This window comes from Moraxella atlantae NBRC 14588 (assembly GCF_001591265.1).
GTDB lineage: Bacteria > Pseudomonadota > Gammaproteobacteria > Pseudomonadales > Moraxellaceae > Faucicola > Faucicola atlantae.
The window spans coordinates 41,752-53,703 of sequence record NZ_BCUL01000002.1 but is presented as its reverse complement, the minus strand read 5'-3'; the positions used below and the strand labels follow the sequence as shown (position 1 = coordinate 53,703).

10 protein-coding genes are annotated in these 11,952 nt (G+C 50.3%); 1 reads left to right on the top strand and 9 read right to left on the bottom strand.

Annotated features, from left to right (window positions below; all coding sequences use genetic code 11):
* Positions 1–45: 45 nt before the first annotated feature.
* Together MA2_RS01680 and MA2_RS01675 are read right to left on the bottom strand one after the other, a co-directional pair.
* Entirely contained in the window at positions 46–1,320 is a 1,275-nt protein-coding gene (locus MA2_RS01680) for an McrC family protein (protein ID WP_067055567.1), read from the bottom strand.
* A gap of 3 nt (positions 1,321–1,323) precedes the next feature.
* The gene (locus tag MA2_RS01675) at positions 1,324–2,739 is read right to left on the bottom strand and encodes an McrB family protein (RefSeq protein WP_067055563.1); all 1,416 of its coding nucleotides are present in this window, start codon (positions 2,737–2,739) and stop codon (positions 1,324–1,326) included.
* A 213-nt stretch (positions 2,740–2,952) separates the two neighbouring features.
* Here MA2_RS01675 and MA2_RS01670 point away from each other — a divergent pair, with 213 nt between their 5' ends.
* The gene (locus tag MA2_RS01670; protein ID WP_373279744.1) at positions 2,953–4,311 is read left to right on the top strand and encodes an MFS transporter; all 1,359 of its coding nucleotides are present in this window, start codon (positions 2,953–2,955) and stop codon (positions 4,309–4,311) included.
* Between the two features lie 83 nt (positions 4,312–4,394).
* Here MA2_RS01670 and dld read toward each other — a convergent pair whose 3' ends face one another.
* From dld to MA2_RS01635, 7 genes are all read right to left on the bottom strand, one after another.
* Positions 4,395–6,122: a D-lactate dehydrogenase gene (gene dld / locus MA2_RS01665; RefSeq protein ID WP_067055558.1), complete on the bottom strand. Its 1,728-nt coding sequence runs from the start codon at positions 6,120–6,122 to the stop codon at positions 4,395–4,397.
* A 187-nt stretch (positions 6,123–6,309) separates the two neighbouring features.
* Positions 6,310–6,648, bottom strand: a complete 339-nt coding sequence (gene fdx / locus MA2_RS01660) for an ISC system 2Fe-2S type ferredoxin (protein WP_067055556.1) — start codon at positions 6,646–6,648, stop codon at positions 6,310–6,312.
* Positions 6,649–7,036: 388 nt separating this feature from the next.
* Positions 7,037–8,920 carry a Fe-S protein assembly chaperone HscA gene (gene hscA, locus MA2_RS01655; protein ID WP_067055552.1) on the bottom strand — a complete coding sequence of 628 codons (1,884 nt, stop codon included), beginning with the start codon at positions 8,918–8,920 and terminating at the stop codon, positions 7,037–7,039.
* Positions 8,921–8,983: 63 nt separating this feature from the next.
* Positions 8,984–9,580 (bottom strand): Fe-S protein assembly co-chaperone HscB, encoded by a 597-nt coding sequence (gene hscB / locus MA2_RS01650; protein ID WP_067055549.1) that lies wholly within the window; start codon positions 9,578–9,580, stop codon positions 8,984–8,986.
* A 54-nt stretch (positions 9,581–9,634) separates the two neighbouring features.
* Complete coding sequence (gene iscA, locus MA2_RS01645; RefSeq protein ID WP_067056087.1) at positions 9,635–9,955, bottom strand: iron-sulfur cluster assembly protein IscA; 321 nt, start codon at positions 9,953–9,955, stop codon at positions 9,635–9,637.
* 159 nt (positions 9,956–10,114) lie between these two features.
* Positions 10,115–10,528: a Fe-S cluster assembly scaffold IscU gene (iscU, locus tag MA2_RS01640; RefSeq protein WP_067055546.1), complete on the bottom strand. Its 414-nt coding sequence runs from the start codon at positions 10,526–10,528 to the stop codon at positions 10,115–10,117.
* A gap of 178 nt (positions 10,529–10,706) precedes the next feature.
* Entirely contained in the window at positions 10,707–11,924 is a 1,218-nt protein-coding gene (locus MA2_RS01635; RefSeq protein ID WP_067055543.1) for an IscS subfamily cysteine desulfurase, read from the bottom strand.
* Positions 11,925–11,952: the final 28 nt, after the last annotated feature.

Genomic DNA, 11,952 nt, shown 5'->3' with positions numbered 1-11,952 from the left:
TCCTCGCGGCTTGGCACTGCGCTAGCATGCCAAAAAATCTGCCCATCAAGATAACCACTCACCCTCAGGCGGCGCGCCCAGATTTTCATTCAGCACGCAAAACGGCACGCGCCACAGCGTTGGGCTGCGCGCTTGGTTGAATGTAATCTGCTTGGCGACGGCTTGTGTGTCCAACGTTGGATATACCAACCACGCTTGCCGCGCTGTCAAGGTTTCGGCATACGCCAAAATTTGGTACAAATCTTGTGCGTCTATATCTGCCAACGTCTGAGCGACCTTCCATTTGATATCTAGCACTATCACCACATCGCCTTGACGGATCACCACATCGGGGCGAATATTAAGCGTGCTTTGATCATCATGGGCAAAATCATAGCTTTTTTGGATATCTACCACCGCGTTGGCGGTCACCTTGGCGGTTAATACACGGCTGACCCAACGTTCAAATGCGGTGTTCATATTAAACAGCAGCGTTGGCTGCCATGCCTCGCCATAGCTTGCGCCTGTTGGTGGCGTGCTGAGCACATCATGGCAAAAGCGCAACAACCGTGTATTGGCATGGACAACAGCAGCAGGCAGGATTGCCAATTCTTGTTCAGCGCGCTGCCATAGCGCGTCATATTGTGTCGCCCGAACCATTGGCAAATCACGCCACGCAAACGGCAACGCGGGCAGCTGATTTGCCCCACGGGTCATGCCTTGCAACCGCTGATACGCAGTTTTCACCAATCGATTGCACGCCGTGTCCGCGCTATGTTGGTCAATATGTTGATAAAACCGTGTCGGCTGATGCGCATTGTGGCGCAACTGCTCACGCAATAACAGCTTACCCTGCAAGGCGTTGGCGTTATCTGCGTGGGCTTGGTAGCGTTGATTGGGCATGTAACGTTGCCACAGCTGGGTAAAGACATGACACCACCACACCAACAGCCAAGCGTCCAACCTATCGGGCAATGTTGATGGCGTGAGCGGCTGCTGGGTGGCAAGTGTGGTTAGACTTTTGCCAGGCAGATCCCACACCCGTGCCAACATGTTCGCCAGCCACTGGCGCGTTTGGTGGGCAGTTGCTAGACTATTTGCGCCAGAGGTTCGCGCAATTTTGGGTAAAATCTCTAGCATTGCGCCACTGGGCAAGCCAATCACGCCAAGATAAGCACCGATTTTAATCTGCCATGCGCCGTTTTTGCGCACAAGACCAAACGTCTGTAACGACTGCTCAAGCAGCCAATCAAAATCACGCCCATCAGCAAAATCAGCACGCGTCAAAACTTGGTGTTCAAAGCACACCACGGTGCGCGGTGCAGGGCTTAGCATCGGCATGGCTTAGTCATCAGCGTAAATCGCTTGATAGGTTGCCGCGTCATACAGCGCGTGCTGATGAATGCAAAAACGCGTGACATTCGACGTGGGCAAGTAGCCAAAGCCGCCAGATACGCCCTGGGTTTGCCCCGTTGGCAACAGCTCGATGATCTGACCGCCCAAAATCGCTTGTAACAGCTCGCCTTGCTGTCCACAGACGTGTGTCAATTGCGGAATAATCACTTGGCTAAATGCTGCCGCCAAATCCGCCATGCTGTCGATTTGCCACAAAAAACTATGCCCCAGTTGGCTATCTGCGCCCAATAGCTGGCTGATTTTGGTATTTAAAGCAGCCAAAAGACGCGATAACTCAACCTGTGCCCCATCAGCTGACATTACCGTGCCCAACAGCTGCGGCTGCGGCAAGCACGTGACAAACCGAAACCGCCGCCGCATTGCCAAATCCAGTGGCACAAGCGCGTGATCTTGCGTGTTCATGGTGGCATAGATATCAACATTACGCGGCACACCAAACGGCTTACCCGAATATGCCAGCTGCACCTGCATGGCATCGGGCATACCCAGCCGTTTGCTCGGCTCAATGAGGCTGAGTAATTCGCCGAACACGCGCGCGACGTTGGCACGATTGATTTCATCAATCAACATGGCGTAGCGATGCGTGGGGTCGGCAGTAGCCTGGACACACAACTGCAAAAACGCACCTGCACGGATCTCATACGCCATGTGCCCATTTGACCCCATCTGCGGACGGATGCCCTCGACAAACTCGTCATAGCCATATGCAGGGTGAAAACTCACCAAGCAAAACCGCTCAATCGTTGTCACGGTGGCTTGCTTGAGCGTGGTTTGGTAATCATCCAGCTGGGTTTGCAAATCCGCCAACAGCGGCATACTTTCGGGCAACAAAAACCAACTACTGCCTTGATCTTTGTCAAAAAATGCCTGCGCGGCGCGTTGGCTATAGCGCACGGTGGTAGAGTCCTTACTGCTGTAGGTCATCAGTACTGACCATGCGGTGTTGGATAGATTATTTTGACGTTGGTTTTGCGTAGCTTTGGCGACAAAAAACGGGTGACTGGTCAGCTCAGGAACCTTGAGCAAGGTTTTACCCTGCTGCGCTTGCTGCAAAAACACCAAACACAACAACTCACGCCAGCTTAATTGCCCAACCAATGCATTAAGCAATGCCGCACGATCAGCAGGTGGGCGCGTTTCGCTATAGGCACGTGCCAACTGCTGCAAGCGGTAGGTCTTACTGCTGCCTGCCACGCCCGTAAAAATTACATTGTGCGGTGGGCGCGTGCCGTCGCCCACGTCGAATGCCAAATTCTCTAAATCCGCTTGGGTGTGCGCTACCGCGAACCAATCAGCCGTCATAGGGTTGTCTTTGTCTTGTCCAAACTTGTCATTGTAACGCATTTTTTGCCTTGCTGGGCAATGCAAATTTTGCCAATCGCCATGCCAAAATCATACATATTTAACCAAAAGTTAGCGCTATCAAAAATATTTATGATAGATATTTTTCTTGCTAATTTGTTGCAATGATTTATAGTTATTTTTTGCTAAACACGTTGGGCAAGCCGTGCAAAGCCATGTATGGGCGCGTTTTGCCAAGTTTTGATAGGTTGTGTTATGTCGATGACTACTTCCCCTACCCCTCACACCGGGCCTGCCGCGCACGATGACACGCTGCGCAATGACCCGACCAAGGTCGCAATTGCTTCGATGATCGGCACAGCGATTGAATTTTATGATTATTATATTTATGCCACGGCGGCGGTACTGATTTTTGACAGTCAATTTTTTGACAAAAGTGACAAACACGTGGCGATGCTGCTGTCATTGGTGTCGATTGCGTTGGCGTTTGTCGCGCGTCCGTTGGGCTCAATAATTTTTGGGCATTTTGGTGACCGTTTGGGACGCAAACGTACACTGGTCGCCTCGCTTTTAACGATGGGGCTATCCACCGTAGCCATTGGGCTGTTGCCAACGTACGCCCAAGTAGGTGTACTCGCGCCGCTACTGCTGTGCCTGTGCCGCATTGGGCAAGGCATTGGCTTAGGTGGTGAATGGGGCGGTGCAGCATTGGTTGCCACCGAAAACGCGCCTGAGGGCAAACGCGCGTGGTATGGTACGTTTCCGCAGTTGGGCGCGCCAATTGGGCTGTTGCTTGCCAATGGGCTGTTTTTTATCCTAAGCGCGACATTGGGCAAAGAGGCGTTGGTTGAATGGGCGTGGCGAATTCCATTTTTGCTGTCGTTTGTGATGGTGTTGGTCGGGCTGTACGTGCGTTTGAATTTGCATGAAAGCCATGTGTTTCGCGCCGCTGAGCAAGAAGGTAAAAAGGTGCAAGCACCTGTCATGAAGGTGTTTCGTCAATACTGGCGACCGATTGTTCAAGGTACGTTTGCCGCCTCGACGACGTATGTGCTGTTTTATATCATGACCGCGTTTGTGCAGGTGTATTCCAAAACGCCTGTTGGGGTGTCGGCTGCAGGTCACCCCGTCGGGCTTGGTATTCCATCCAATACGTTTACTGGCTTTTTAATGCTTGGTGCGCTGGTGTTTGGTTTATTTATCAGTATCTCAGGCGTGGCTGCAGACAAAATCGGGCGCAAAAAGTGGCTGTTGGGCGTGACGTTTGGTATTTTGGTGTTTGGGCTATGCTTGCCACTGTTTTTGACCAACGGTACACCCATGAGCGTCTTTAGCATGCTGATGATTGGCATGGTATTTATGGGCATGACGTTTGGCCCGATGGCGGCACTGTTACCCGAACTATTTCCCACCGAGGTGCGCTATTCGGGCGCGTCGTTGGCGTATAACTTTGCTGCGATCGTCGGCGCATCGATTGCAACGCTGGTGGCAATCAAAATCAATGAAAATTACGGTATGTTTGGCGTGGGTGTGTATATCGCGGTCAATGCGGTGTTATCGCTGATTGCGATTGGCTCTTTGCACGAAACCAAAGACATGGATTTGATTGATTAGTGTGATCATTGACCAAAAAAATCCCCGTTTTGTGACGGGGATTTTTTATACGTTTTAACACAAAAATCTTTAAAACCAATCACTTATACCAAGTCTTTGGCTGGCTGTCTGCCCCAATATTTAAATTTTGACGTATGCCCAATGCCAACGTTAAAGCTATTGGTCGGGTCAAGTTTGCGGTAAAACTGCGCCAAAGCAGGCTTGGCAATATACAAATGCCCCACGTTGTGCTCGGCAGGGTATTCGGCTTTGCGTTTATCCAAAAGTTTCCACATGGCGTGTTCCATCTCAAGCGGATTCACGCCTTTTTTGACAATATAGTCTTGATGAAACACATGGCAAAAAAAGTGTCCGTAGTACAGCTTGTGCACAATATTGTCCTCAAGCGTTTGCGGCAACTGCTCAACCCAATCAGCATCATTGCGCCGCAAGGCGATATCCAGCGCGACGATATCCTCAACGTCCGCCTTGTGCGTATCGCGGTAGCGAATCGCTGCACCTGCCACAGCAAAACGGTGCAAAAACGCCTTACGCCCCTCTTCGGCATCGCACAAAAAGTAGCTACCTGTGGGGTGCACGGCGAAGTATTCTTGCAAGAACTGCTCGGTCGCCACCTTGCTGTCGTTTTCAACCCGTACAATCAAATGGTGCTCGTATTGGTCGCGAAATTCATTCATACGTTTGGGCAGGTGACTGGGCAAAAAGAACGTAAACGCTTGTAGCAGGCGGTCGGTCAAGTGATTGATGTTAAAATTTGCCAACGCGGCATCAACTTTATCTTTGAGCGCGTATGCCTTGGGCACATTGACCGTGCCAAATTTTTCAATAAATAAAAACGTGTCTTTGCCGTATTTTTCGCCGATATTGTACGCGGTGCGGTGGATATATTCGCCTGCGATTGGTAGGCTTGGCAATGCAGTCAGCATATAGCGACGAATTGCGGTCAAGTCGTGCGGATCATTACTGCCGATATAAAACACGCTGCTATCGACTTTAGCAAACGTATCAAGGCGCACGGCAAACACGCATACCTTGCCCGCTGAACCCGACGCTTCAAACAGACGCGAGGGGTCGGCATTAAACCGTGCAGGCGTATCGGCATCGACTTGGGTGACCTCGTGGGCATAGCGGTTATCCGATGCGCGGCGGTCGTTGTCGTTGTGAATATCGCTTGCGCGGTAGTCTTGTGCTTGTAAGCGCGTCAAGATTTGCTCGGGGGTATCGCCCAAATCAATGCCCAAATGATTAACCAAACGCAGCTGCCCTGCATCATCAACCTGCGCGTACAAGGCAAGCTCGGTGTAGGCAGGACCACGGCGTACCAATGCGCCGCCAGAATTATTGCAAATACCGCCCAATACCGACGCACCAATGCACGACGAGCCGATCACCGAATGCGGTTCGCGGTCATATGGTTTTAGGGTGTGCTCAAGGCTATCGAGCGTTGCACCCGGTAAGCAGACCACTTGTTTGCCGTCGTTGATCACTTGAATACCTTTGAGCCGCAGGGTGCTGATAATCACCACGGGGCGGTCGTAGTCGTCGCCGTGTGGCGTTGAGCCGCCCGTCAAACCTGTGTTTGCCGCCTGCATAATAACAACACAATCTGCACCAATCGCCGCTTGCAATACCTGCCATTGCTCAAGCAGCGTTCCTGGGCAGACCACCGCCAACACATCCCCCTCACCAAAACGCTGCCCTTGACGAAACCGCCGCGTCTGCTGGTCAGTGGTCAAAACGTGTTGGTCGCCAACGATAGCGTTCAATTGCTCAATCAGCGTCTGTGTGTTGGTGGTGTTTGGCGTGGACATCATAACCCCTTTGTCTGTCAAGTGGCGGCTGTTAGCCAGCCGTTGTATGCCGCTATCGCATCATAGCCGCTTTTTAGATATCTTTTTTTATAAAGGTTTATCTTAATCGCTATGCACGCTAAGAACAAGTAAAAAAATAAGCCGCGATATAGTCAAGCGCGGCTTATTAGTTCCATGTTGGGCAAAATCAGTGATTTTCTGATGCGTGATTGATGGTGTATTTGGGAATTTCAATCGTCAAATCCTCATCTGCCACTTGCACTTGGCAAGACAGCCGCGAGTCAGGCTCAAGACCCCACGCACGGTCAAGCAAGTCCGCTTCGATGTCGTCCATCTCATCAAGGCTATTAAAGCCCTTACGCACGACAACATGGCACGTTGTACAGGCTTTCGACATATCACACGCGTGCTCAATGGGCACATCGTGCGACAACAAGCCTGCGCACAGATTATCACCTTCTGCCAGCTCAAAACTTGCACCATTGGGGCAAATGCTGTGATGGGGTAACACGGTAATGGTCGGCATGGCGGTTCCTAAATGCTAATCAACAAATGGTTTTTGTGATTGACTTCCTCCCCTGCCTAAAGTGAGGGGATTCCTACTGCTAGACGGTCAAGCCCGACCGCAAACCTAAGATAGCGGCAACCGCCCGTACGACACACCGTACATCTTAGGTTCTCATTTTAAGCTAATCTTACCGTTAGGATTGTCATAGACACAAATTAGCTTAAGTGTGTGTTTGGAAACGTCTTACCAGTTAAGTTACTGCGTACTCGCAATTTAGACTTAACTGTGGACGGTAAGACATTAAATATAATGAGATGAGTGTAGCAAAACTTATCGCATTTAACAATTGCCTTATAGCCACCGCCCAAAGTCGGTGGTTTTACAGCAACGGAGGATAAAAATTTGCTTAAGATGAAGCTTGCCAGTCATCCATCGTTGTGCCTGTCAAAGAGTCGGCAACGGCTTGGTTCATGATACGCGCGGCAAAGTTATCGCTGTGTGGCTTTAAGGCGTGGCTGGCATCATCAATCGCGGCAGCGTCATCACGGGCAAGCGCGTGCTTGAGCACATCCATCGCTGCCAGTAAGGTTTGGCGGTCACGATCGTCCAATAATGCACCAAATTCTGTGACGGCAGATTCTACTGCCAGCAGTTCGCGCTGGGCTTCAACCTTACGCTCAATCAAACTACGCGCGTTTTTGTCCGCCGCTGCATTGTCAAAACCTGCTTGTAGCAAGGCTTGTTGGTCGGCCTCTGATAGCCCATACGCAGGCGTTACGTGAATTTGGCTGTGCTTGCCCGTGGTCAGCTCTTTGGCAGTTACAGTCAGCTGTCCGTTGGCGTCAATGGCAAAGGTGACTTCAATACGCGCAAGCCCTGCTTTCATAGCAGGAATATCAGTTAGTTTGAACTGCCCCAATGTACGGTTGTCCGCCACTTGGTCGCGCTCGCCTTGCACCACATGAATAATCATCGCGTTTTGGTTATCTTGATACGTGGTGAACACCTGCTGACGAGCAACAGGGATTGGCGTGTTACGCGGTATGATGACCTCAGTCAAACCGCCCATCGTCTCAAGCCCCAATGACAGCGGCGTGACATCAAGAAGTAAGACTTGGTTATCGCTCTCGTTATGCATGAGCTGCTGGGCATACGTGGCCGCACCTAGCGCGACAACTTCATCGGGATCAAGCTTACACAACGGTTCTTGCCCAAATGCCTCACGCACCGCTTGCTGAATCACAGGCATACGCGTTGATCCACCCACCAACACAACCGCGTCAAGCGCAGATGCCTCAAGCTTACCATCACGCAGCACCTGCTCACACACCGCCAAAGTGCGCGTTGTCACAGGGCGGATAATGTCTGCTAGCTGAGCTTGGCTAAGCGTACCGTGCCATGTGTCAGCCGCACCGTCGGTTAAAGCAACTTGCACTTCAACGGTGGGCGCGTCGGTTAGTTGTTCTTTATAGCGCCGCGCTTGTACATTCAAGCGTTGTTTGTCGGCCGCACTGACCTGGGCAGGATCAAAACCTGCTTGTTTAAGCAGCCAATGTGCGATCAAACGGTCGATATCGTCACCACCCAACGCGCTGTTACCGCCTGTGGCGATGACTTCATACACGCCTTGGTTGAGTTTGAGCAAGGATACATCAAACGTCCCACCGCCCAAGTCATAAATCAGATGATACGCTTGTGCTTGCTGCGCATCAAGCCCATACGCCAACGCGGCAGCAGTCGGCTCATTGAGCAAACGCAACACATCAATACCTGCCAATACTGCCGCGTCTTTGGTGGCTTGCCGTTGGGCTTCATCAAAATACGCAGGTACAGTGATAACTGCTTGCAAGGTGCTATCGGCAGGCAAAGCATGCGCAGCGCGTTCATAAAGCTTGCGCAAAATCAGCGCGGAGATTTCAACAGGGTTTTTATTGCCTTGTGGGGTGACGATACTGGGCATAAAGCCTGCATCACCCGTCAGCTGGTATGGATGGTTAAAGCGAATATCAGCGGCCGTACGCCCCATAAAACGCTTAATCGAACGCACGGTATACTCAGGTGCTTGCTCCGACATTGCCTCAGCCGCTTGCCCCACCAGCGTTTGGTCAGCACCAAAATACACCACCGATGGCAGCAGCTTATCGTTGTCTTGCTCGCCCAATACCTGTGCCTGTCCCGAACGCACAACCGCTACCAGTGAGCGCGTGGTACCTAAATCAATTCCAAGCGCATAACGGTGTGCATGAGGGGTTGCGCTTTGGTTGGGTTCAGCAATTTGCAATAACGACATACAACAATCACACCCTAAAAAAATCTAAAATTCAAATGATTGATGGCTAACAGCATAAACGTATCAAACGTACAAATCTGTATCATCATCGGCTTGTGCTAATTGGTCGGCAGTTTTTGCCACATCTTGCAATACTTTGATCAAAAACTGCAACCGCTGCACTGTTGCCAGTGCACGTTTAGCCATCGGGTGATCTGCCGAAACCTGCTCGGGCAATGCGACCAGCTCGGCATACGCCGCAGCAAACTCCGCTGTGTTCTGCTCTAGCCAATCATTAAGCTCAGCTTTTAGTGTAGATAGACTGGTGCCATCTGCTTCGTCTAGCTCAATACGAAATTCCAGCGCGCGCGCCAAAAACTCACCATCAGCGATTGATGCATTGGGTGATAAGGTTAAGCCACGCAAGGCTAACAAATGTAGCGCGCGGCTATCGACAGACTTGAGCGTATGATAGGCGGTGTTAATCAGCGCCGATTGCTGTTCAGCATTCAGATGGCTTAAGTCAATCGTCTGCACAGCTGGCATCGGTACCGCTTGCCCATCACCAGATTGCATATCGGGATGATACTGCTGCTGCAAACAGCGCAGATTTGCTGCCAGTTGCCCCTCATCCAGCGCAAAATCCGTTGGCATTCCCATTAATGCAAAATAATTGACCATGACACACCTCTCACCCAATACTTGTACCAATTATCTATCGAACGGTATGATCCATCAAACGGTGAATGACTCACCGCAGCCGCATTCGCCCGTTTGGTTAGGATTGGTGAATTTAAAGCCTTCGTTCAAGCCTTCGGTGACATAATCCATCTGTAAGCCATTCAGATAGACCAAACTTTTAGGATCAACAAATACATTCACGCCGTAGCTATCAAAACGCTCATCATTACTATCGGGGGTATCAACAAATTCAAGAACATAGGCAAGCCCCGAACAGCCTGCTGTGCGTACACCTATGCGAATTCCCTCACCATGTCCACGATTTTGCAAAAAATTGCGCACATGGTCGGCGGCGCGTTCGGTAAGCTGAATCATGGCAACTCCTTCATTCATTAAGGGTTCGTCGGTCAAGGGTAATAGTTTAGGTCAATCAGCCAAGCCAGTGTAACTAACTTAGCTGTGTTTACGCAAAAGCTTATATTTCTAACGTTTATTTGTTTCTAACGTTTATTGTGTAACGTTTGGCTTAAAAATTTAAGCGCCTACCTCGGCGGTTTGGGCTTTTGTCTGCCCTGCTTTGGCTTGGTAATCTTCGATCGCTGCTTTAATGGCATCTTCGGCTAATACTGAGCAGTGAACCTTCACAGGTGGCAATGCCAATTCTTCAGCGATATCTTTGTTTTTGATTTCACGCGCTTGCTCTAAGGTTTTACCCTTAAGCCATTCAGTAACCAATGAGCTTGAGGCGATCGCTGAGCCACAGCCGTAAGTTTTGAACCGTGCGTCTTCAATGATACCATCATCGCTCACTTGGATTTGTAGGCGCATGACATCACCACACGCAGGCGCACCCACCATACCTGTGCCAACGTTTTTAGCGTTTTTGTCAAAGTTACCAACGTTGCGTGGGTTTTCATAGTGGTCAATCACTTGTTCACTGTAAGCCATTTTTGACTCCTAATTTGTTTGCCGTCTCAGGTTTCATTGCTTGGTTTTGCAGTTTGGGCTTGCGGGGCAACAGCCGCTGCGCTTACATGATTCAGTACAGATGTATGGCAACGGCTATCAGCTGGCTAACACAATTTTATACTAACTAAATAGCGGTTTAGCACCTAAAATCAAGGGCTTAGTGTGCATTCCATTCAACGCTGTCTAAGTCCACACCGTCTTGGTACATATCCCACAAAGGCGATAATTCACGCAATTTGGTCACCGCATTGCGCACTTCTTCGATCACGCGGTCGATGTCTTGCTCTGTGGTGTAACGCCCAAGGCTAAAGCGAATCGAGCTGTGCGCCAATTCATCTGACCGCCCAATAGCGCGTAGCACGTACGATGGCTCAAGCGTTGCTGAGGTACACGCTGATCCCGATGACACAGCAAGGTCTTTTAGCGACATCATCATCGACTCACCTTCAACAAAGTTAAAGCTGATGTTGATGATATTTGGAATACTGTGCTCAAGGTCACCGTTTAAAAATACTTGGTCTAAATCTTTTAAACCATTCCACAAACGGTCACGCAATTTTGCAATACGCGCCTGCTCGGTTGGCATTTTTTCTTTGGCAACAGCAAACGCTTCGCCCATACCGACGATTTGGTGAGTGGCTAGCGTGCCTGAGCGCATACCGCGTTCGTGTCCACCGCCGTGCATTTGCGCTTTGAGACGCACGCGTGGCTTACGACTGACGTACAACGCGCCAATACCTTTTGGACCATAGATTTTATGACCTGAAAAGCTCATCAAGTCAATTTTCATATTGGCTAAGTCAATCGGTGTTTTGCCTGCAGCTTGTGCGGCATCGACGTGCAAGATGATGCCACGCTCACGGGTAATCTCACCAATTGCCGCCACATCGGTCAGTGTGCCTAGTTCGTTATTCACCATCATCAGGCTTACCAAAATCGTGTCATCGCGCAGTGCATTTTTGACCTGCTCGACATGGATCAAGCCTGTGCCTTGTTCTGGCTCAAGATAGGTGATTTCAAAGCCTTGTTGCTCAAGTTCGCGGCAGACATCTAAAATCGCCTTGTGCTCAATTTTACTGGTGACAATGTGCTTGCCTTTACTGCTATAAAATTGCGCCACACCCTTTAGGGCAAGGTTATCCGATTCGGTCGCACCTGAGGTGAACACAATTTCACGTGGATCGGCATTGACCAGATCGGCGATTTGTTGGCGAGCGTTTTCAACGGCTTCCTCGGCTTGCCAGCCAAAACCGTGTGAACGTGACGCAGGGTTGCCAAACACGCCTTCATAGGTCATGTATTGCATCATTTTTTGCGCAACATCAGCATCAATCGGCGTGGTGGCGGCATAGTCTAAATAAATGGGATGGCTCATGCTGGCATATTCTCCCGAAGTTTGGTTG

Bases quoted from the DNA above. Each gene is read 5' to 3' on its own strand.
- MA2_RS01680 (WP_067055567.1), bottom strand. From the start codon at position 1,320: ATGCCGATGCTAAGCCCTGCACCGCGCACCGTGGTGTGCTTTGAACAC.
- MA2_RS01675 (WP_067055563.1), bottom strand. From the start codon at position 2,739: ATGCGTTACAATGACAAGTTTGGACAAGACAAAGACAACCCTATGACG.
- MA2_RS01670 (WP_373279744.1), top strand. From the start codon at position 2,953: ATGTCGATGACTACTTCCCCTACCCCTCACACCGGGCCTGCCGCGCAC.
- dld (WP_067055558.1), bottom strand. From the start codon at position 6,122: ATGTCCACGCCAAACACCACCAACACACAGACGCTGATTGAGCAATTG.
- fdx (WP_067055556.1), bottom strand. From the start codon at position 6,648: ATGCCGACCATTACCGTGTTACCCCATCACAGCATTTGCCCCAATGGT.
- hscA (WP_067055552.1), bottom strand. From the start codon at position 8,920: ATGTCGTTATTGCAAATTGCTGAACCCAACCAAAGCGCAACCCCTCAT.
- hscB (WP_067055549.1), bottom strand. From the start codon at position 9,580: ATGGTCAATTATTTTGCATTAATGGGAATGCCAACGGATTTTGCGCTG.
- iscA (WP_067056087.1), bottom strand. From the start codon at position 9,955: ATGATTCAGCTTACCGAACGCGCCGCCGACCATGTGCGCAATTTTTTG.
- iscU (WP_067055546.1), bottom strand. From the start codon at position 10,528: ATGGCTTACAGTGAACAAGTGATTGACCACTATGAAAACCCACGCAAC.
- MA2_RS01635 (WP_067055543.1), bottom strand. From the start codon at position 11,924: ATGAGCCATCCCATTTATTTAGACTATGCCGCCACCACGCCGATTGAT.